The sequence below is a fragment of the Bradyrhizobium betae genome (genome assembly GCF_050632175.1).
In the GTDB taxonomy this organism is placed as follows: domain Bacteria; phylum Pseudomonadota; class Alphaproteobacteria; order Rhizobiales; family Xanthobacteraceae; genus Bradyrhizobium; species Bradyrhizobium betae_B.
On the sequence record NZ_CP192576.1, the window covers coordinates 2,267,427 to 2,288,893 of the forward strand.

19 protein-coding genes are annotated in these 21,467 nt (G+C 65.4%); 5 read left to right on the top strand and 14 right to left on the bottom strand.

Going from position 1 to position 21,467, the window contains the following annotated elements:
- Position 1: 1 nt before the first annotated feature.
- The 10 genes from ACQ86E_RS11085 to coxB all read right to left on the bottom strand — a co-directional run bounded on the left by ACQ86E_RS11085 (position 2) and on the right by coxB (position 9,701).
- Positions 2-2,341 (bottom strand): TonB-dependent receptor, encoded by a 2,340-nt coding sequence (locus ACQ86E_RS11085; RefSeq protein WP_431205418.1) that lies wholly within the window; start codon positions 2,339-2,341, stop codon positions 2-4.
- 272 nt (positions 2,342-2,613) lie between these two features.
- Positions 2,614-2,979 (bottom strand): nuclear transport factor 2 family protein, encoded by a 366-nt coding sequence (locus tag ACQ86E_RS11090; protein ID WP_431205419.1) that lies wholly within the window; start codon positions 2,977-2,979, stop codon positions 2,614-2,616.
- Positions 2,980-3,095: 116 nt separating this feature from the next.
- On the bottom strand, positions 3,096-3,848 hold the full coding sequence (locus ACQ86E_RS11095) for an SURF1 family protein (protein WP_431205420.1): 753 nt from the start codon (positions 3,846-3,848) through the stop codon (positions 3,096-3,098).
- A complete protein-coding gene (locus ACQ86E_RS11100) occupies positions 3,845-4,246 on the bottom strand; it encodes a DUF983 domain-containing protein (RefSeq protein ID WP_375311376.1) in 402 nt (133 codons plus the stop codon). Before ACQ86E_RS11100 ends, ACQ86E_RS11095 begins: the two co-directional genes overlap by 4 nt.
- A gap of 90 nt (positions 4,247-4,336) precedes the next feature.
- Positions 4,337-5,233, bottom strand: coding sequence for a cytochrome c oxidase subunit 3 (locus ACQ86E_RS11105; RefSeq protein WP_431205421.1), 897 nt, complete (start codon positions 5,231-5,233; stop codon positions 4,337-4,339).
- A 77-nt stretch (positions 5,234-5,310) separates the two neighbouring features.
- Entirely contained in the window at positions 5,311-5,961 is a 651-nt protein-coding gene (locus tag ACQ86E_RS11110; RefSeq protein ID WP_431205422.1) for a cytochrome c oxidase assembly protein, read from the bottom strand.
- 5 nt (positions 5,962-5,966) lie between these two features.
- On the bottom strand, positions 5,967-6,143 hold the full coding sequence (locus tag ACQ86E_RS11115) for a CoxF protein (RefSeq protein WP_431205423.1): 177 nt from the start codon (positions 6,141-6,143) through the stop codon (positions 5,967-5,969).
- Entirely contained in the window at positions 6,140-7,084 is a 945-nt protein-coding gene (locus ACQ86E_RS11120; protein ID WP_431205424.1) for a heme o synthase, read from the bottom strand. Before ACQ86E_RS11120 ends, ACQ86E_RS11115 begins: the two co-directional genes overlap by 4 nt.
- 60 nt (positions 7,085-7,144) lie before the next feature.
- The gene (ctaD, locus tag ACQ86E_RS11125) at positions 7,145-8,770 is read right to left on the bottom strand and encodes a cytochrome c oxidase subunit I (protein WP_431205425.1); all 1,626 of its coding nucleotides are present in this window, start codon (positions 8,768-8,770) and stop codon (positions 7,145-7,147) included.
- Positions 8,771-8,858: 88 nt separating this feature from the next.
- The gene (gene coxB, locus ACQ86E_RS11130; RefSeq protein ID WP_431205426.1) at positions 8,859-9,701 is read right to left on the bottom strand and encodes a cytochrome c oxidase subunit II; all 843 of its coding nucleotides are present in this window, start codon (positions 9,699-9,701) and stop codon (positions 8,859-8,861) included.
- 461 nt (positions 9,702-10,162) lie between these two features.
- On the opposite strand from coxB, the gene ACQ86E_RS11135 reads away from it, so the two are divergent.
- The 3 genes from ACQ86E_RS11135 to lepB all read left to right on the top strand — a co-directional run bounded on the left by ACQ86E_RS11135 (position 10,163) and on the right by lepB (position 13,022).
- Positions 10,163-10,708, top strand: coding sequence for an invasion associated locus B family protein (locus tag ACQ86E_RS11135; RefSeq protein ID WP_431205427.1), 546 nt, complete (start codon positions 10,163-10,165; stop codon positions 10,706-10,708).
- A gap of 113 nt (positions 10,709-10,821) precedes the next feature.
- Positions 10,822-12,249 (top strand): metalloprotease TldD, encoded by a 1,428-nt coding sequence (gene tldD / locus ACQ86E_RS11140; RefSeq protein ID WP_014439416.1) that lies wholly within the window; start codon positions 10,822-10,824, stop codon positions 12,247-12,249.
- Positions 12,246-13,022: a signal peptidase I gene (gene lepB / locus ACQ86E_RS11145; RefSeq protein ID WP_431205428.1), complete on the top strand. Its 777-nt coding sequence runs from the start codon at positions 12,246-12,248 to the stop codon at positions 13,020-13,022. Before tldD ends, lepB begins: the two co-directional genes overlap by 4 nt.
- Before the next feature lie 128 nt (positions 13,023-13,150).
- Here the strand turns inward: lepB and ACQ86E_RS11150 are convergent, their stop codons facing one another.
- Positions 13,151-14,014 carry a LysR family transcriptional regulator gene (locus ACQ86E_RS11150; RefSeq protein WP_431205429.1) on the bottom strand — a complete coding sequence of 288 codons (864 nt, stop codon included), beginning with the start codon at positions 14,012-14,014 and terminating at the stop codon, positions 13,151-13,153.
- Positions 14,015-14,112: 98 nt separating this feature from the next.
- Here ACQ86E_RS11150 and ACQ86E_RS11155 point away from each other — a divergent pair, with 98 nt between their 5' ends.
- Together ACQ86E_RS11155 and ACQ86E_RS11160 are read left to right on the top strand one after the other, a co-directional pair.
- Positions 14,113-15,021, top strand: coding sequence for a DMT family transporter (locus tag ACQ86E_RS11155; protein WP_431205430.1), 909 nt, complete (start codon positions 14,113-14,115; stop codon positions 15,019-15,021).
- A gap of 12 nt (positions 15,022-15,033) precedes the next feature.
- Positions 15,034-15,807 (top strand): MBL fold metallo-hydrolase, encoded by a 774-nt coding sequence (locus ACQ86E_RS11160; protein WP_431205431.1) that lies wholly within the window; start codon positions 15,034-15,036, stop codon positions 15,805-15,807.
- Between the two features lie 102 nt (positions 15,808-15,909).
- Here the strand turns inward: ACQ86E_RS11160 and ACQ86E_RS11165 are convergent, their stop codons facing one another.
- The 3 genes from ACQ86E_RS11165 to ACQ86E_RS11175 form a co-directional block, all read right to left on the bottom strand.
- Entirely contained in the window at positions 15,910-16,680 is a 771-nt protein-coding gene (locus tag ACQ86E_RS11165; RefSeq protein WP_431205432.1) for a TIGR02186 family protein, read from the bottom strand.
- On the bottom strand, positions 16,677-17,594 hold the full coding sequence (locus tag ACQ86E_RS11170; RefSeq protein WP_014439410.1) for a sulfite exporter TauE/SafE family protein: 918 nt from the start codon (positions 17,592-17,594) through the stop codon (positions 16,677-16,679). The genes ACQ86E_RS11165 and ACQ86E_RS11170 overlap by 4 nt, the downstream gene beginning before the upstream one ends.
- 367 nt (positions 17,595-17,961) lie before the next feature.
- On the bottom strand, positions 17,962-21,441 hold the full coding sequence (locus ACQ86E_RS11175; RefSeq protein ID WP_431205433.1) for a hypothetical protein: 3,480 nt from the start codon (positions 21,439-21,441) through the stop codon (positions 17,962-17,964).
- Positions 21,442-21,467 lie beyond the last annotated feature (26 nt).

The window sequence follows — 21,467 nt, forward strand, 5'->3', positions numbered from 1 at the left end:
CTTAGAAATTGAATGTGGTCGAGACCAGATAGGTCCGGGGTGCAGCGAGCGTGATCACGCCACTATAGGCCGACGCCCAATAGGCCTTGTTGAAAACGTTCTCGATGCTGCCGCGGACCACAATTGGCTTGCCGTTCCAGGGCGAGGTGAAAGTGTAGCGCGCACCGAGGTCAACTCTCGTCCATTCGGGAATCGTCAGCGTGTTGGCAACGTCGACATATTGCCATGCGGTATAGACGACGCGGCCAGTCAGCGTCAGGTCGCGAACGAAGGGCGTATCCCATTCCGCGCCGATATTGGCGGTAACGCCGGGCACGCCGACCGCGACCTTGCCGTTGTTCGATGCAAGCGCCGCCTGCTCTTGCACGCCATGAACCATCGCGATGCCGCCGAGCAGCCGGATCGCAGGCGTGACCTCGCCGAACACGTTGAGCTCGATGCCGCGATTGCGCTGGCGGCCGTTGAGCTGCTGCTCCGTTCCACCCGCGACTGCGACCGCGATGATGCTCGGCTGGGATATGTCGAACGCGCTCAGTGTCGTCGTGATGCGCCCGGCATCGATCTTGATGCCGGCCTCCGCCTGCTTGGTCTGCCCGGGTGGGAAGACCGTTCCACGATTGAGGTACGCGGCGCCCACCACGGCGGGTGTCTGAAGGCCTTCGATGTAGTTCGCATAGAGCGAGATGTGATCGATCGGCTTGAGGACGACGGCATAGGCGGGCGTCCACACCGACGTGTCCTGCTCACCGCGCGAAGAGGCCGGCGTGATGTAATTCGTCACCGAGCTGCCCGCCGTCTGACGCCTGACGCCGACGGTGAATTGAAGCCGCTTGTCCCACATCGACATCGTGTCGGAAACACCGACGCTCCAGAGGTCGACATTGGTGGCCTGGTTGGCGGCCAGCGTGTTGAAGGCGGGCTTCGCGATATTGGTCGGCTCGGTGTAGAGATTCCAGTAGATCATGCCCGAGGACGGCGTCAGCACGCGCTGATTGTAGGTCCGGTCCGTGATCGAATAGCCGACATTGACGGCGTGGTTGACCGGTCCGAGATCCGCGTTCATCCGCACGCCCGCTTCGCCGGCGAGCGTCTCGAACGTCTCCTTGCCGGTGAACGGAAGGGAGCGAAGTCCGCCGAGCTGCGAGGTGCTGGGAGGCGCGCTCAAATTGGTGATGGTGGGCGACGGATAGGCGTAGTTGATGTTGCTGTCGTGATAACCGAACGCTGCGTAGGCGGTCATCCAGTCGGTGAGGTCGACCTCGCCCTTGACGGTCGAAAAGAAGTCGGTCGGATGGTAGTAGGCCCAAGGCACCTGGAAGTTCGTCCCAGCTTTCGGCGCCGGAGGAATGACGGTCGAGCCAACCGAGAAGAACCGCAGCGGCGAATCGAGCACGTCGGCCTGGTAGCCGATATCGACCGCGGCCCGCACCGTGTCGCCGCGATAATCGAGCCCGAGTGCGACGTTGCCGAACTCGTCGTTCTGGCGATTCCACGGCGTGTTGCCGTTGGAATAGGTGCTGTTGAGACGGACGCCCCACTCCTTGTGTTCGCCGTAGCGCCGGCCGACGTCGATCTGCTGACCGAACTGCGACTTGGACACGTAGGTCGTAGTGAGCTGGGTGATGTCGACGTCGGGCGCATGCTTTGTGATCAGGTTGACGCTGCCGCCTACGGCGCCGCCGCTCGAGGCACCGGTGCCGCCGACCGTCATGCCATTGAGCACCGCGCTCGGCCCCTTCAGCACTTCGACGCGCTCGATGAAGTTCGCTCCCGTCGAATAATAGGGCGCGATCCCGGACAGGCCGTTGAGCGCATAATCGCCGCTGTCGTAATAGAAGCCGCGGATGAACAGGCCATCGGCGCCGCCACCGGCCGCCTGGATCACGCGCACCGAGGGATCGTTGATCAGCACGTCGCGGATGGTGCGCGCCTGCTGGTTCTGGATCAGCTCGGCGGTGTAGCTGGTCTGGTTGAACGGCGTGTCCATTACGCTACGATTGCCGAGCAGACCGAGGCTCCCGCCGCTGGCCACCTGGCCGCCGGCATAGGGCGCAGGCGGCGCACCGAGCGTGCCGGTCGACGGCGTCAGATAAGGCACGGGCGCGATGTTGCGCGGTGCCGCCGCAGTGGCCTGCCTTTGCGCGCGTTCGCGGGAGGATTGCGTGCGCTGGACCGCTTGCCGCGGCTTTGGTTTGCCGGGCGCGTCTACTGTCACCGGCGGCAATGTGCCTTGCGCGTGGGCAGATTGATCGGAGGAAAAATTCAATGACAGAGCAAGAAAACTGACAGCCCCAACCACACCAGCGCGGACCGAACGTCCCGACGCAAAGACGCATTCCATACTGCACCCCAATCCCTGCAAACGCACAGGTTCCGGTTGTCACCTAACACGTGGGTTTTGGTGAGTGCAGATGCACGAAGATGGAAGATGTCTAAGTTCGACGGTCGTCCCGAAGCAAATAAATGCACATGGATGAAATGGGAAAGAGCTGCAGGCTTTCCAGGAAAGAGAAGCAGATTTTCTGGGAAAGAGATGAAGCACGCATCACTTTGCGTCACCGCTTCGCGCGACGATCGCAAATATCGAATCAGGAGTGCGGCGCGCTCGCGCGATCAGCAAGCGCAGCCGTGGTGCGGCTCCTGCAAGGCCGGTTCGCACAGCGTGCTGTGGATCTTGCCTTCGGGGCTGAAGCGAAACGAGGCGTGGATGCGCAGCGAGCCGGCGACGGAATATTCGAGATCGATGCCAAATGGCGCGGGATTGATCTCTTCCAGGCCGAAACCCGCCGAGGAATAGGCGCTGAGCCGCGGGCCCCAATAGGTTTCGAGCTCGCGTCGTCCACGATAACGTCGCGTCCCGTTGCAGCTGCATTCGACCTGGGCGTCGTCCGCATAGAGGTCGAGCAGCATGGCGAGATCGCCTTTGCGGCACGCATCCACCCAGTCGACGACAATTCCCATCTGATCGAAATCGCTCACGCCAAAGTCCTGTCTGCCGCGAAAATTCGCCTGCGGCTTAGGATCACACTCGTGAATGTGTGCTGAATAATAAACCCCGGGCGATACCGGGTTCTCTCCGGGAACCTACGGAACGGTCAGGCCGGGCGGCGTCCCCGCACCCAGACGCCGAATGCAATCAGCACCGCGCCTGCGAGTGCGAACCATGTGATGGCGTATTGCAGATGGTCGTCCTTCAGATGCACGTCGAGCGGGCCCGGACGCGGGATGTTGTTCTCGGGAGCGGGCCGCTCCAGATCGATGTAGAACGGCGCAACAGCGCCCCAGCCGAGCGCACGGGCAATGGCGAGATGATCGCGCACGAACCAGAGCCGCTTGTCGCGGTTCTCCGCCGGCGTCATCCAGCCGGGCGCTTCAGGAAAGCGCAGATAGCCGGTGAGCGCGGCTGGCTGGCCGGTCACGAGCTTCTTCACCGCGCGATCCTCGACGCTGCGATCCTGCATCGTGTTCTCGACGAAGCCCGCATCGATCACGACCATTTCACCGGACGGAAGCCGCGCGGGGAGGAAGGCCCAGGTGCCGGGGCCTGAGGCATCCTTGCGCACGGCCGAGCCGGACGAATAGACCATCGCATCGGGCAAGGCTGCGTAAGTCGCGGTGAAGCTGACGCGGCGGAATTCGTCGTGCGCCGGATTGAGCGCGGCCCATTGCGCCGGCGGCGGCAGCGGAATCGGCGCGTCGGCAAGCCGCTCGGTAAGCGCGGCGACCAGCTCGTGCTTGGCGGTCCGCCGCTGCAATTGCCAGACGCCGAGCGCGACGAAGGACACGGTCAGGAACAGCGTGAACAGCGCGAAGCCGGCCACGCGAGGCTTGCGCGCAGTCTCGTTCATTTCGCGCGGTCGACCAGCCGGCCCGGCGCCGCCTTGTGGTGGAATTGCAGGGAGATTAGCAGCGACTTCATGGCACGCAGCGGCAGCAGCGTGGTGGCGAGGATCAACGGCAGCCACAGCACCGCATGCAGCCAGTACGGCGGCTGATACTTGACCTCGACGACGAGCGCGCAGCCGACCACGATCGCTCCGGCCAGCATAATGATGAAGATCGCAGGCCCATCGCCGGTATCGATGAAGGCATAGTCGAGACCACAACGGTCACAAGCAGGCGCAAGCGTCAGAAAGCCCGCATAAAGCTTGCCCTGGCCGCAGCGCGGGCATTTGCAGGCCAGCCCGCGCATCGCGCTTTGCAGGACGGTCGTCTCGGGTTCGGACTTGCCGGCGGTGTCGTTCATGATGACGCACTCTATCACAGTTTCCGCCGAGGCTTCCGAAAAGCGAAAGGGCGGCCCTGCGGCCGCCCCTTCTGATAGATGCAGGACTGCTCAGTGCGCGCCGTGAGCCATGGTCTCGGCACCGTGTCCCCACACATAGATGCAGAGGAACAGGAACAGCCAGACCACGTCCACGAAGTGCCAGTACCAGGCGGCGAACTCGAAGCCGAGATGCTGGGTCGGCGTGAAATGGCCTGCATAGGCGCGGATCAGGCAAACCAGCAGGAAGATGGTGCCGACCAGCACGTGGAAACCGTGGAAGCCGGTCGCCATGAAGAAGGTCGCGCCATAGACGTTGCCGGCGAAGGAGAACGCAGCGTGGCTGTACTCATAGGCCTGCACGCAGGTGAAGAGCGCGCCGAGCACGACCGTGAGGATCAGGCCGTATTTGAGACCCTGGCGATCGTTCTCGAGCAGCGCGTGGTGCGCCCAGGTCACCGTGGTGCCTGAGGTGAGGAGGATCAGCGTGTTCAGGAGCGGCAGGTGCCAGGGATCGAAGGTCTCGATGCCGTGCGGCGGCCATGTGCCGGGCACCGCGCAGGCGCCGGCAGCGGTGCCGAGGCCGCAGCCGAACACCGCATCGCGCGTGGCGTGGACAGCGTCGGCCGGAAACAGCGCCGCGTTGAAATAGGCCCAGAACCAGGCGACGAAGAACATCACCTCGGAGGCGATGAACAGAATCATGCCGTAGCGGTGATGGAGCTGCACGACGCGGGTGTGGTCGCCCTTGTACTGGGCTTCCTTGATCACATCGCCCCACCAGCTCGCCATGGTGTAGAGCACGCCGACGGTGCCGACACCGAACACGATCGGGGCGGCCGAGAACATGTGGTGCATCCATGTGATCGCTCCGACCGCCATGATGAAGGCCGAGACGGAGCCCACGAACGGCCACGGAGAGGGGTCGACCAGGTGATAGTCGTGATGCTTGCCTTGCGCGGTCGCCATTTCCGTCTCTCTCCTCAATCCCGTGCCTGTCAGGCACTTATCCCCTTGTGTCCAACCCCGGAGCGTGACGCCGGTGATCAGAGATTGCCCTTGCGCTTGTCGACTTCGCTGGCCGCGAGCGGCTTCACCACCGGATCCTTGACCGGATAGAACGTGTAAGACAGCGTGATCGTGTTGAGCCCGTCGTTCTCCTGATCGTCGGCGATCGACGGATCGACATAGAACACGACCGGCATCTCGCGCGTCTCGCCGGGCGCCATGGTCTGCTCGGTGAAGCAGAAGCAGTTGATCTTCTGGAAGTAGGAGCCGACCGTCAGCGGCGCGACGTTGTAGGCGGCCTGGCCGGCGGTGGTGCGCGCGGCCTGGTTGGTCACGGTGTAGAAGACGGTGACGACCTGGCCGATATTGACCTCGATCTCGTTCTGCTCCGGCACGAACTTCCAGGGCAGGCCGGGGGCGACATTGGAGTCGAAGCGCACCGCGATCTTCCGCGCGATCGGCCCGGTGGCCGGCGCCGAAATGGCGACCTGGGTGGTGCCGTTGAAGCCGGTGGCGCGGCAGAACCAGTTGTAGAACGGCACCGCGGCGTAGGAGGCACCGACCATCAGCGCGACCACGCCGCCGCAGATCGACGCGACCAGAACGTCACGGCCAACGCCTTTGAAAGGACCACGCCTCTTGCTGGCCGCCCGGCTCTGATCCCGCGATATGGTGGGCTCGTGATCCATCTTTCCTACATCGGCCGGACGAGAACTGCCGGCCCCTTGACGATGGTGACGGCGAAGAACAGCACGACGAGCACGCCCAGCGCGAGCGCGATCGCGACTGAGCGCTGACGACGGCTCTTCCGCTGCGCCTCGGTGAGGACGATTCCATCTGGCTCGGGTTTGTCAGCCATCTGCGCGATCATGCGCCCCCAACCATCGGAGCAAGCGCCCGGACCACGACCTCGGCCAGCAGGGTCGCGAACAGTGCGAACAGATACAGGATCGAGAAAGCGAACAGTTTTCGCGTCGCGCGCAGCGACTGACTGCGCTCGCGGCGGATATAGACGTTGATGGCGAGCACCAGCATGCCGGCGCCGAGGATCAGCGAGACGATGCCGTAGACGGCGTCGAAATAGCCCAGCGCCCAGGGCGCCGCGGCGACCGCGATCAGCACGATCGTGTAGAGCAGGATCTGGAGGCGGGTCGCGTCCGGACCGGCGACGTTGGGCAGCATCGGAATGCCGGCGCGCGCGTAATCGTCGGAGCGGAAAAGCGCCAGCGCCCAGAAGTGAGGCGGGGTCCAGAAGAAGATGATGGCGAACAGCAGCAGCGGCTCGACATCGACCCTGCCTGTCACCGCGGCCCAGGCCACCACCGGCGGCAGCGCGCCGGCGGCGCCGCCGATCACGATGTTCTGCGCGGTCCAGCGCTTCAGGCCCATCGTGTAGATCACGACGTAGAAGAAGATGGTGAAGGCGAGCAGCGCGCCCGCGATCCAGTTGACGAGGATGCCGAGCGTCATCACCGAGAAGAAGGACAGCGTCAGCCCGAACGCCATCGCCTCGGGACGGGTGATGCGGCCGCGCGGGATCGGCCGGTTCGCCGTGCGCGACATCTTGGCGTCGATGTCGCCTTCCAGCGCCATGTTGAGTGCGCCGGAGGCGCCGGCACCGACGGCGATGCAGAGCAGCGAGGTGATCGCCAGCACCCAGTGGAAATTCCCGGGCGCCATTGCCAGCCCGACCAGCGCGGTGAAGATCACCAGCGACATCACCCGTGGCTTCAGCAGCGCAAGATAGTCGCCGACCTCCGCCTCGGAGATGCGTGGATTGATGTCGATGGCATTCTGGTCGAGGACGGACACTAATTTGACTCGTTTCTTGATCGAGCCGCGGCGCCCGTCACGGGCGCCGCAGGAGATCGATTACTGGACGCGGGGCAGCACTTCGAACTGGTGGAAGGGCGGCGGCGAAGGCAGCGTCCACTCCAGCGTGGTCGCACCTGCACCCCACGGATTGTCGCCAGCCGGCACCTTTTTCGCGAAGGCGTCGATCACGGTGTAGAGGAAGATCAGCACGCCGAAGCCGGAGATGTAGGAGCCGACCGACGAGACCAGGTTCCAGCCCGCGAAGGCGTCGGGATAGTCGACATAGCGGCGCGGCATGCCCGACAGGCCGAGGAAATGCTGCGGGAAGAACACCAGATTGACGCCGATGAAGGTGACCCAGAAGTGCGCCTTGGCCAGCGTCTCGTTGTACATGTAGCCCGTCATCTTCGGGAACCAGTAGTACCAGCCGGCAAAGATCCCGAACACCGCACCGAGCGACAGCACGTAGTGGAAGTGGGCGACGACGTAGTAGGTTTCCTGCAGCACGCGGTCGACACCGGCATTCGCCAGCACGACGCCGGTGACGCCACCGACGGTGAACAGGAAGATGAAGCCCACCGCCCAGATCATCGGGGCGCGGAATTCGATCGAGCCGCCCCACATCGTGGCGATCCACGAGAAGATCTTCACGCCGGTCGGAACCGCAATGACCATCGTCGCCGCGACGAAATAGGCCTGCGTCGCCGAGGACATGCCGACCGTGTACATGTGGTGCGCCCACACCACGAAGCCGATGCCGCCGATCGCGACCATGGCGTAAGCCATGCCGAGATAGCCGAACACGGGCTTGCGCGAGAAGGTCGAGACGATCTGGCTGATCATGCCGAAGGCGGGCAGGATCAGGATGTACACCTCGGGGTGACCGAAGAACCAGAACAGATGCTGGAACAGCACGGGATCGCCGCCGCCATCGGGCGCGAAGAACGTCGTGCCGAAATTGCGGTCGGTCAGCAGCATGGTGATCGCACCGGCGAGCACCGGCAGCGACAGCAGCAGCAGGAACACCGTCACCAGGATCGACCACACGAACAGCGGCATCTTGTGCAGGGTCATGCCCGGCGCGCGCATGTTGAAGATGGTGGTGATGAAGTTGATGGCGCCGAGGATCGACGAGGCGCCCGCCAGATGGAGCGACAGGATCGCGAAGTCGACGGCCGGGCCCGGATGGCCCGAGCTCGACAGCGGCACGTACATGGTCCAGCCGGCGCCGACGCCGTTGGCGCCGGGCTCGCCCTCCACGAAGGTCGACATCAGCAGCAGGGCGAAGGACGCCGGCAGCAGCCAGAACGAGATGTTGTTCATGCGCGGGAACGCCATGTCGGGCGCACCGATCATCAGCGGCACGAACCAGTTGCCGAAGCCGCCGATCATCGCGGGCATGACCATGAAGAAGATCATGATCAGGCCGTGCGAGGTCACGAACACGTTATAGGTGTGCGTTTCGTGGAAGATCTGCACGCCCGGATACATCAGCTCGGCACGGATCGCGATCGACATCGCGGCGCCGATGACGCCGGCGATGACCGCGAAGATCAGGTACATCGTGCCGATGTCCTTGTGGTTGGTCGAATAGACGTAACGGCGCCATCCGGTCGGATGGGCATGCTCGTCATGTCCGTGGTCTTGCGCGTGATCGCCGTGTGCCGCTGCGCTCGTTGCCATTTTCAAATCCTGCCTTGCGTCCCGTTCGGACCTTATGCGGTCCCGCCCTTTTTGTCGCTTTCAGTCCCCTCGAGCCCTCACCCGGCGCTTACTGCGTCGGGCCGGCCGCGGAAGCATAGGTGCTGGTGCCGCCGCTCGCATATTTCTTCTTCGCCGTCTCGACCCAGGAGGCGAAGTCCTTGTCTTCCACGACGCGAATCGCGATCGGCATGAAGGCGTGGTCCTTGCCGCAGAGCTCCGAGCACTGGCCGTAGAACATGCCGACCTTGGTCGCCTTGAACCAGGTCTCGTTCAGCCGCCCTGGAATGGCGTCGATCTTGACGCCGAAAGCCGGCAGCGCAAAGGCGTGGATGACGTCTGCGCCGGTAACCTGGACACGAATCACCTTGTTGACCGGCACGACCATCTCGTTGTCGACACCGAGCAGCCGGGGCTGCTTGTCCTGGGCCATCAGCGAGTCGAACTCGAACTTGCCGTTATCCGGATAGGCATAGGACCAATACCACTGCTTGCCGGTGGCCTTGATGGTGACATCCGCCTTGGGCACGTCAAGCTCTAGGAACAAGAGGCGGAACGACGGCACCGAGATACCGACCAGGATCAGCACCGGGACCAGCGTCCAGGCCACCTCGATCAGCGTGTTGTGCGTGGTCCGCGACGGCACCGGATTGGCCTTCGCGTTGAACTTGATGACCACGATCACGAGCAGCGCCAGAACGAACAGCGTGATGACGGTAATCAGCACGAACAGGAAGTTGTGGAACCAGACGATGTTATCCATCACCGGGGAGGCGGACTGCTGAAGCGTCCACTCCCACGGCGCCGGTTGCCCGGGCTCGGCGGCGAATGCCGCGCCACCCGTCGCCAGCGTCAGACCCGCTACGGCCAATCCCAGCAAGTGCCGGCCCACCCGGCCCATGGACATTCTCATGCCGTTCGCGCTCCCCTTACGAAATCACCCCGAGTGCATTCCCCTATTTTTGGGAAACGCTTATTCGATCCGCCCGCCTGACAAACCGCCGCGCAAGAATCCCTCTAAGAGGAATTGGGGCCAGATCGTGAGAACGCCGAAATCAAGCTTCTCAAACCATAATTCTTGATCTATCGCAATGCAGTCTTGAGGCCTGTCTGTCAGCCATCACCCGCAAGATATTTCCTAGTAACATCAAACAAAAATACCGTTTCCCGGGATGCTGCCGCTTGACAGCGGAATTGCCCGCGGTAGGCACTGGCGAACAGCCGCGCAGGAACCTGATTCGTGCGGGCGATGGCGGTGCGAGGCGGCGCGGAATTTGCTTGCGAATCGCCTTCAAGACGCCGTCATTCCCGTATCAGTCCGCCAGATCAGTCCACCAAGGGCGAGCGACCCAGGCGAGCAGAGGGACCGACCCGATGGGGTTTTCGAGAGGCATGGCAGGGCGGGCAAAAAGGCAGGCTGGCGGCCTTGCGACGCTGGCCGCTCTGCTGGCGGCGGTCGTCGTCATGGCGCTTCCGGGCCTCGCCCATGCGCAGGGCGCGGTGCGCTCCGTCCATGGCGACTGGCAGATTCGCTGCGACACCCCTCCGGGCGCCCAGGCGGAGCAATGCGCCCTGATCCAGAGCGTGGTGGCCGAAGACCGCTCCAATGCCGGCCTGACCGTGATCGTGCTCAAGACCGCCGACCAGAAGAGCCGCCTGATGCGCGTGGTCGCCCCGCTCGGCGTCCTCCTGCCCTCCGGCCTCGGCCTGAAGCTCGACAACCAGGACGTCGGCCGCGCCGGCTTCGTCCGCTGCCTGCCCAATGGCTGCGTCGCCGAGGTCGTCATGGACGACAAGCTGCTCGGCCAGCTCCGCACCGCCAAGACCGCCACCTTCATCATCTTCGAGACGCCGGAAGAAGGCATCGGCTTCCCGCTCAGCCTCAATGGGCTTGGCGAGGGCTATGACAAGCTGCCCTAGGCGCGCGAAACCGGCTGCGAGCCTATTGTTTCCGTAATGTGAGCCTTCGCGCCCTCGCGGATCCCGTCCGAAACCATTATCTTGCCCCACATCTCCAGATAATGGACGGACGCATGACCAACCCTGCCACGACCTCCCTGCTCGACCGCGCCAATCTCGACCGCGACCAGGTTCGCAGCGAGCTCGCGCGCGGGCTTGCCGGTGCCGACGACGGCGAATTGTTCCTGGAATACAGCCAGACCGAAGCGCTGATGTTCGACAACGGCCGGCTGAAGCAGGCGACTTATGACACCTCGCAGGGTTTTGGGCTGCGCGCCGTCAAGGACGACGCGGTTGGCTATGCGCATTCCTCCGACGTCTCGCTGCCGGCGCTGATTCGCGCCGCCGATGCGGTCGCGGCCGTCCGCGGCGGCTATTCCGGCAGCTTTGCCGCCCCGCCTCCCCACACCAATGTGCGGCTCTATGCCGACGACAATCCGCTCGATGCCCCCGGCTTCGAGACCAAGGTAAAACTGCTCGCCGAGATCGACGCTTACTTGCGCGACAAGGATCCGCGGGTGCGGCAGGTCAGCGTGAGCTTGGGGGCTACCTGGCAGGTGGTCGAGATCCTGCGGCCCGATGGCGAGAGCTATCGCGACATCCGCCCGCTTGTACGCGTCAACGTCTCCGTCGTCGCCGGCCAGGGCGATCGCCAGGAGAGCGGCAGCAAGGGCTATGGCGGCCGCGCCGGCTATGCCGAATTCATCGAGAGCAAGAACTGGCGCGATGCCGCCGACGGCGCGCTGCGCGAGGCCCTGGTCAACCTGGAATCGATTCCCGCTCCCGCCGGCGAGATGGACGTGGTGCTCGGCGCCGGCTGGCCTGGCGTGATGCTGCATGAAGCGGTCGGCCACGGCCTTGAGGGCGATTTCAACCGCAAGAAGACCTCTGCCTTTGCAGGCCTGATGGGCCAGCAGGTCGCGGCCAAGGGGGTCACCGTCGTTGACGATGGCACCATCGCCTCGCGCCGCGGCTCGCTGTCGATCGACGACGAGGGCACGCCGACCAACCGCACCGTGCTGATCGAGGACGGCATCCTCGTCGGCTACATGCAGGATCGCCAGAACGCGCGGCTGATGAACATGAAGCCGACCGGCAACGGCCGGCGGCAGGGCTATGCTCATGTGCCGATGCCGCGCATGACCAACACCTACATGCTGGCAGGTGACCGCGATCCGGCCGAGATTCTCGCGTCGGTGAAGAACGGCGTGTTCGCCGCGAATTTCGGCGGCGGACAGGTCGACATCACCTCGGGCAAATACGTGTTCCAGTGCACCGAGGCCTACAAGATCGAGAACGGCAAGATCGGCGCGCCGCTCAAGGGCGCCATGCTGATCGGCAACGGGCCGACCGATTTGCATCGCATCCGCATGATCGGCAACGACCTCGCGCTCGACACCGGCATCGGCACCTGCGGCAAGAACGGCCAGGGCGTGCCGGTCGGCGTCGGCCAGCCGTCGCTGCTGATGGAACGCATTACTGTGGGTGGAACGGGCGCATGAGTGTCGAGAAGGTAACTGCCGCCCCCAAGCGGAAGAGCAGCGGCTGGGCCGGCCAGTTGATGCAGCTCGCCGGCATCGTCGCCGCCGTGTTCATCGCCAAGGGCGCGCTTGCCGAGCCGTTCTACGTTCCGTCGGGCTCGATGGAGCCGACGCTGCTGATCGGCGATGCGCTGCTAGCCTCGAAATTCCCCTACGGCTACGGCACCTCGTCGCTGCCGATCCAGATCAATTTGCCCGAAAGCGGCCGCGTCTTCGCGGAGACGCCGAAGCAAGGCGACGTCGTCGTGTTCCGCTGGCCCGGTGATCGCTCGCAAGCCTGGGTCAAGCGCGTCGTGGGACTGCCGGGCGACCGCATCCAGATGCGGCAGGGCCAGCTCTTCGTCAACGACCGCCCCGCCGAGTTGAAGCCGGATGGCGTCGGCGCTGCGGAAGACGACAATGGTGGCAGCGAACCTGCGTACCGCTATGTCGAGACGCTGCCGAACGGCGTCTCGCACCTGATCTTCAAGATGCGCGACAATGGCCCGCTCGACAACACGCAGGAAGTCACCGTGCCACCGGGCCATCTCTTCGTGCTCGGCGATAACCGCGACAATTCCGCCGACAGCCGCGTGCCCTTGCGCTCCGGCGGTGTTGGCCTGCTGCCGATCGACAATCTGGTCGGACGCGCCGATGCCGTAGTCGGCTCCTGGGATCTCGGCATGCGCAGCCAGCCGGTGTACACGTGGCTGTCCGGCTTCCGGCTCGGGCGGTTCTTCACGGCCGTGCATTAGCTGAATCGTAGGGTGGATTAGCGAGGCGTAATCCACCAACTTCGTTCCGCAAGCACGGAAGCATGGTGGGTTACGCCTGGCGCCTGCGCTTCGCGCAGCCGCCAGGCTAACCCACCCTACACAGTCTCCTACGCCGCCTTCGCCTGCACATTGTCGCAGAACTCCGCAAGCCGATCCGCGAGCCGCAGCGTCGCGGGGCTCGCGCCCGGCGCGGCCATCAGCGCCATCTCGGTGCGGTTGATCGGCGCAAAGCCGTCCTTGGCCGTCAGCACCTTGTGATCTGACTGGATCGACATTTCCGACAGGATGCTCAGGCCCATGCCGGCGGCAACCGCAGCCTGGATGCCGGCAAGGCTCGAGGATGTATAGGCGGTGTGCCAAGCCCGATCTGCGCTTTCCAGGGCGTGGATGGCGCCGGCGCGATAGATGCAGCCGAGGGGAAAGCCGATCAGCGGCACCGATGCGACGTTGACGTCGATCGGATGGCTTCTGCTGGTGACCCAATGCACCCGCTCCGGCCACACCGCAATGGCCCCTTTCTCCCCGGCCTCGCGCTTGAACAGCGCCAGATCGAGCTCGCCGCGTTCGAGATCGCGCGCAAGGTGCTTGCTCTGGTCGGCCCGCACATCGAGCCGCAGCCCCGGATGCGAGCGCGCGAACGCGCCCAGCAGTTTGGCCAGCCGGTAGGCGGCAAAATCCTCGGGGATGCCGAGCCGGATCGCCCCCTCGCTGTCGGGCTTGCTCAGCACGTCGCGGGCCTCCTCAGCGAGCGAGAGCAGCCGCCGTGCGTATGACAACAGCCGCTCGCCGGCTTCGGTCGGACGCACGTCCTTGCCGTCGCGGTGCAGGAGCACCTGCCCGACGTCCTCCTCCAGCCGCTTGATCTGCTGGCTGACGGTCGACTGCGTGCGATGGACGCGCTCCCCGGCACGGGTGAAGCCGCCGGCATCGACCACCGAGACGAAGCTGCGCAGGAGCTCCAGATCGAGCATGGCCGCCTCCATTCGAAAATCAACTACTTGGTAGTTAATCATTTAATTTCCAAATGACAAGCCGTCTCCCTAGATCGAGGCCTCAGGAGAATGCCCCTATGTCGCTCGCCCCCTCGATGTCCGTCCCGCGCAGCCGCTTCGACGCCCTGCCCTTCCATATCGGCCTGTTCTGCCTGCTCTGGAGCTATGCCTTCGTCGCCGGCAAGATCGGCGTCACCCATTGCCCGCCGCTGCTCCTGCTTGCCGCGCGCTTCTCGCTGGCCGGCGTTCTGATCATCGGCGCCACGCTGATCCGCGGCGACTGGTCGCTGTCATGGCGGGATGCGGCGATCTTCGCCGTGCTCGGCATCGCCAACAACGCGCTCTATCTCGGGCTCGGCTATACCGGCCTGCAATCGGTCTCCGCCGGCCTCGGCGGACTGATCGTCTCGGCCAATCCGGTGTTCACCGCGGCGCTCGCCGCGCTGCTGCTCGGCGAAGGCATGACCTGGCGCAAGGCCAGCGGCCTTTTGCTCGGCGTCATCGGCGTGACCGCGATCGTCTGGCATCGCCTCGCAGTCGGCAGCGATTCCATACATGGCATCCTCTTCACGCTGGCCTCGCTCGCCTCCATCGTCGCCGGCACCGTTCTGTTCAAGCTGCTGGCACCGAAGGGCTCGCTCTGGATCGGCAACGGCGTGCAGAATCTCGCCGCCAGCATCGTGCTGACGCCGATCGCGCTCACCTTTGCCGATATTGGCGCGATCGACGTCACTCCTAGCCTGATCGGCGCCTTCGCCTTCCTGGTGCTCGGCGGCTCAATCCTCGCCTACTGGCTCTGGTTTCATCTCCTGAAAGTGTGTGGCGCGACCGCCGCCAGCGCCTATCATTTCCTGATGCCGCCGCTCGGCATGCTGTTCGCCTGGATCGTGCTCGGCGAGCATGTCGAGGCCCGCGACCTGCTCGGCATCATCCCGGTCGCACTCGGTATCTATCTGGTCACGCGACCGGCGAAGCCGGCATCGTAAGGAAGGTTCACCATGCCCATTTCCATCACCCTGATCGGCGGCCCCACCGCATTGATCGAGATCGACGGCTTCCGCCTGCTCACCGACCCGACTTTCGATGCGCCCGGCGCCTACCAGCTGCCGCATGTGAAGCTGGAGAAGACGATCGGCCCCGCGATGAAAGCCGATGCCATTGGTCCGATCGATGCCGTGCTGCTCAGCCACGACCAGCACTCCGACAATCTCGACAATTCCGGGCGCGAATATCTCCTCAAGGCGAAGCGCGCGCTGACGACCGAAGCGGGCGCCAAGCGTCTCGGCGGCCATGTCGAGGGCCTTGCCCCCTGGGCGACCGCACATCTGAAGGACCGCGACGGCAACACGCTGACCATCACCGCCACGCCCGCGCGTCACGGCCCGGCCGGCATCGAGCCATTGTCCGGCGACGTCATCGGCTTCGTGGTGTCGTCGAGCCGGAAAGACACCAGCGACCTCTATATCAGCGGCGACACCACCTGGTTCGACGGTGTCGCCGAAGTCGCACGCCGCTTCAAATGCGGCGTCGTGATGCCGTTCGCGGGCGCCGCGCAAACGCGCGGGCCGTTCCACCTCACCATGGACACCAACGACACCATCGAGACCGCCCGCGCCTTCCCGAACGCGATGATCGTGCCCGTGCATACCGAAGGCTGGGCGCATTTCCGCCAGAATGGCGAGGATCTGCGCAAGACTTTCGACGTGCTCGGTTTCGGCACGCGGCTGCGCCTGCTGGAGCCCGGCGTGCCGACGGTGGTGGAGGCGCCGTGATGGTACCCTCCGTCATTGCGGAGAGCCCTTGCGACGAAGCAATCCAGACTGTCGCCGCGGAGACAGCCTGGATTGCTTCGCTTCGCTCGCAATGACGGAAACTCAATCCTTCCGAAACACAATCGACGCCATCCAGCCCGTCATCAGCGCCATCGCCGCGGTGACGAGGCCGTAGATCAGTCCGTTCTGCCGCGCGCTCGTCGCGACGAACTGCTCGAAGCCGACCTTGACGATCTCGAACGCGGTCTCGGTCTTGCCGATGAATGCGCCATTGGCGAACAGCTTGATCTCGACCTGGTATGTGCCGATCGGCACTTCCGCGGGCAGCGGAATGCCGGTGCGGAACAGCGTCGGCGTCAGGAACGTCACTGCGCCCGCATCCTCGCGATAGAGCCCGCGCTGGGTGCGCAGGCGGATGAAGGCCGAGCGGAAGGCGTCCTGCGGCACCACGTCGGCAAAGTCGCCGCTGACGCGCTGGGTCAGCAGCACGTTGTTGAGCCCGATCTGCTGCCGCCGCGCGATCTCGGGGGAGGTGATGACATCGAAGGGGCGGTTGGCGAACAGCGCCAGATAGCTCGGCACCTGCAGGAACTGCCGGTAGTCGGTGTTGATCCAGATGCCGAAGGCGCGCTCCTTGCGCCGCGTCACCATGTCCGCGCGCGGACCCATCACGGTGACCACGAGATCGTATGTCGTACGGTCAGCCGGTGTGGAAGCATCCTTCTCGATCGAGCCGAACAGCACCAATTCCTCGCCGGAATAGTCCGGCGTCACCGTGACGCGATGGTTGGAGACCGACACGATCAGCCGCTCGGCGCGCGCGGCCGAGACGGTCAACGTGACGAGCAGGATTGCGAGGAGCGCGCGCATCATCCGCTCGCCCCGAGCTCACGAATGGTGAAGAGATCCGCAGGTTGGATCACCAGCTCGATCGCGAAGCGGACACCGACCGAGAGGATCAGCAGGCCGAGCAGCAGCCGCAATTGCTCGCCGCGGATCTTCTGGCCCGCGCGTGCGCCGAACTGCGCGCCGGTGACGCCGCCGACCATGAGGATCAGCGCCAGCACCGCGTCGACCAGATGATTGGTCACCGCATGCAGCATGGTCGCGAACAGCATGGTGACCAGGGTGAGGACCATCGAGGTCCCGATCACCGTCGAGGTCGGCACCCGCAGCAGGTAGATCATGACCGGCACCAGGATGAATCCGCCGCCGATACCCATGATGGCGCCGATGAAGCCGATCACGATGCCGACGATCACCACGGGAATCACGGAGAGGTAGATCTTGGAGCGCTTGAACCGCATCTTCAGCGGCAGGCCGTGGATCCAGTTGTGGGTGCGCCGTGGCGGCACCGCCCCGCGCCGGGTCCGCATCAGGGCGCGCAGGCCCTCCGAGAACATCAGGCTGCCGACCGTGGTGAGCAGCACCACGTAGGACAGCGCGATCATCAGATCGAGCTGGCCGAGCGCGCGGAGCTGCGTGAACGTCCACACCCCGAGCGCCGTGCCGGTCACGCCGCCGCATAACAATACGCCTGCCAGCGCCGGGTCGATCGCGCGCCGCCGCCAATAGGCCAGCGCGCCGGAAAAGGACGAGGCCGCGATATGGCTCGCGACCGAGGCGACCGCGACCGCCGGCGTGATGCCGATGAAGATCAGGAGCGGCGTCATCAGGAAGCCGCCGCCGATCCCGAACATGCCGGACACGAAGCCGACCGCCGCGCCCATCGCCAGCACCAGGAAGATGTTGACCGGAAGATCGGCGATCGGGAGATAGAGCTGCATCGAGGGACCACGCTCCGGCGAGACGGATCGATTGTGCGGAATGCTCGCCGGACGGTCGAACGATTGCCGCGCCCTTCAATAGCGGAATTCGGTCGCGGGCGGATCAGGAATTTCGGGCGTGGTGAATGAGCGAGAATCTTATGAAGCTTGGCGCAATCGTTGCGACAATCGCAGGTGCGCTCCCTCCCCGCCTGCGGGGGAGGGTTGGGGAGAGGGTATCTCCACAACGGGATAATCCCCTAGAGGATAGAACCCTCACCCGGCGCGGGACGATGCTTCGCATCGCCCGGAACGCGCCGACCTCTCCCGCAAGCGGGAGAGGTGCACCGAGCCCGGGGCTCGTTCTGTCTGCCTAAAGCTATTCGGCTCAATGCGCCGCAGAGGCCGAGCGCTTGCTCGCCACCGGCTTCGGCGCGGGCTTGGCGTTTGCCTGCGGCGCGCTGTCCCAGCCGCCGGCGGGCGCCGTGACGTTGACGGCATCGTCCGGCTGCGGCTCGGCGCTGAACGTCTGGATCGCGAGCTTGGCGGCGGCGAGCGATTGCGGGTCGAGGCGCTTGGCGACGTCGTCGCGCTTGCCGGATGCATCCCCGTCGCCCTGGGCGGCTGCCAGGCTGAACCATTTGTAGGACTCGGCGAGGTTCTGTTCGACGCCGATGCCGCGGGCATAGAGGATGCCGAGGTTGAACTGGCTGTCGGCGACGCCGCGATCGGCGGCTTTCCGGAACCACTGCGCCGCGCTCTTGTAATTGGCGCCGCGTCCGCCGCCGTCGGCGTCGAGCACCGCGAGATTATGCATCGCCTTGGCATTGCCGCGCTCGGCCGCCTGCGTGTAGTAGCGGCGGGCGATGTCGGCGTCCTTCTTCACGCCGAGGCCCTTTTCATAGAGCGTGCCGAGGCGGAAGGTCGCTGGCACCACGCCGGCCTGTGCCGCGCGGTCGTACCACTTGGCGGCTTCGTCGTAGTTCGCCGCAACGCCCTTGCCTTCGGCGAACCGCATGCCGATCTCGAAGGCCGCGGCCGCATCGCCCTTCATCGCGGCGGTGCGCAGCACTGGACCGCCGATGCCGTCAGGCAGTTTTTCACTGGGCGGCACGTGAACCAGACCGATCCGCGCGCGGCTCATGCCCGTCAGCGCGCCGGTGACATCGCCGCTCGCCGCGGGCGGCGGCGCCGCAGCGGGAGCGGGCGGGATTTCGACCGAGGCCGAGTTGCCCGAACCGGCGAGTGGGGCCGGCGCGGAATTGTTCAGCGACTGCTTTCCGATCGGCGTCGGCGAGGTCATCGACGGCGTGACCTGCTCGGGCGCGGCCGGCTTGCTTTCGACCGGCGGCGCCTGCGGCGCGGGTGTGCTGGAGGAGTCCTCCATCGCCTGCGGCGCCGGCGGCGCGGTGCCGCCGTCGAGCAGGTTCATCGCCATTTTGAACGTGCCGAGCACGATCACGACCACGCTCGCGCCGACCAGCAACGAGCGGATCTTCGAGGTGATGGTCGAGCCGCCTTCCTGGCCCTTGTCCTTGGCGCGGCCAGCACTGGTCGCTTTGACCTTGGCACCGCGGGCGGGCTTTTCGGGCTGCGCGGCGGCGGCCTGGGCCGCCCGGCGCGCGGCGGCGATGAAGCTCGACGATGACACCGGCTCCTTCGGAGCGGCGGGGATCTCGCTGATCGCGCTTTCGGACGCGGCAATGCGCTCCGACGGCGTGGCGACGCGGCCGCCCGGCCGCGTGCCCGGCTCGAGCGGGTGATCGGGCGGCAATTCCGGCGCAAGCGCCGAGCGGGCCGGCGCCGTGTGGGGCTCCAGGATCTCGCTGATCGCGCGCGGCGGCAAAGGTGGTGCGGCTTGCGGCGCCATCGGCGCAAGCGGCGGCGCTGCCGGTATGGCAGCAGCATGGAATTCGCGCGGCGCGGCGACGAAGGCCGACTGCGGTGGCTGTTGTGCAGCAGCCGGGTTCGGCAATTCGGGCTTGGGATCGTATTTCGGCTGCGGCTGTTGCTGCGGCCGCATTTCGCGCGCCATCGGCGCGGGCTCCATCGGCGCGGCGATGGGCATCGTCATGGGCTGCGGGGCCGGCGGCGCGGTGCGCACCGCGCGCAGATCGCCCTCGATCATGGACAGGCGATCGACCACGTGGCCGAGCGCGTTATGGACGGCCTCGAGCGAGTCCTGGGTGCTGCGGTTGGTCTCGGCCTGGCTGAAGCGGATGTCCGAGAGCTCGCGCTTGACGACATCCACCACGCCGGAATCGGACGACGGCACGGAATTGCGGCTCTCGGCCAGCGCGGAATAGGTGGCCTGCTGCCGTTCCAGATGCCTGAGAATGTCGTGCAGCCCGTCCTCGACGCGGCTCAAATTGCCGTTGCGCGGATCGGAGGCGGCCTCGATCCGCTCCAGCAGATACGACACCCGCTGTTCGAGATGCGCGAACGTCGATGCGGAATCGGTGCCGACCTGCATGCGGTCGAAACGGTCCGACAGCGCCCGGATCGCAGCTTCCAGATGTTCGCTGCTCTCCGGCGGCTGAGGCCGCTCGCGGGTCTCCAGCGCGGCGGTGAGTGCCGCGATGCGCTGTTCGAGCACCGCGAAGCTATCGCCGGGGCCGGAGGCGCGGGTCACCTGGTCGACCTTGGACGACAGCAGCTGCACATCGTCCGAAAGCCGCGCCAGCGCCTCGTTGGAGGCGACGTTGGAGACGATGGCACGCAGCGCCGAGATTGCGTCTTCGAGCTGCCGCACCGTCGACGGATCGTCATTGGCGCGCAGGATCAGATCGAGCTTGGCGCCGAGATTGCGGATCGCCTCGTCATAGCCGGTGAGCTGCTCGGCCGGCGTCAGCGTGCGCAGCACCTGCTTGATGTCGGACAGCGCGTGCTCGATGCCTGATAGCACCTGGCCGTCGGTGCCGGACGAGCGGGTCTCGTCAATGCGACGATGCAGCGAGCGGATCTCGTTCTCGATCGACTCGATCGCGCGGCGCGGCATCGCCTCGGTGATGGCGGCACGGATCTCGGCAAGCTCGCTGCGGAAGGCGTTGATCGCCTGCTCGGTATTGTCAGGACGCTGGAGCGACTCGATCTGGCTCGTGATCTTGAGCAAATGGCGCTCGAGCGACGAGAAATCAGGCCCCGGCTGCGGTGGCGGCGGAGCGTAGACGGGTTTGGGCGGCGCCATCGGGGGAGCGAATGGCGCTGCCACCGGCGCCATCGACGGGGCGGCGCGCGGCGGCATCTGCCGCGGCGCAAAGCCGTCGAGCTCGCTCTGGCGCGCCGTGATCTCGGCGACGGCAACGTCGAACGACGCGGGGCTCAGCGGCGGTGAGTTGCGATAGACCTGTGCAGCCGCGCGCTCGACCGCATCGGCCTGGCGCTGGCGCGTTTCGACGGGTGCCGACCGCCCTGCCTGAGGCTGCGGCGGCTTTGCGATTTGCGACAGCCGCGCGTCGAGCCGCGAGATGGCGTCATTGAGCTGGCGCGCGACGCCCTGCTCGCGCGAGACGTCTGGCCGCGCAGCGTCCTGTCTTGCAGCATCTTGGCGTGAAACGTCTTGTCGTGAAGCGTCTTGGCGCGGCGCGGGCTTCGAGATCCGTTCGATCTGCTGGGTGATCGCGTCGAGCCGCTGGTGGATGTCGGCGACTTCGCGGCTCTCCTGGCTCGGCATTTGCGCTGAACGCGGATCGGGGCGTTGATCCTGACGTTGGTCGTAAGGTCCACGAAAGTTTGGCTGGGCAGTCTCGCCGAGCGTGGAGTTCAGCCAATCGTTCAGTGACATGCCGGCCCGGCGCGCGGCAGCTTCGGCCCGCTCCCGAACGGATGGGTCGATACTGTCAACACTCCACGATACGCGCGAATTCATGACTCTGTCCGGTTCCGACTCCGGCG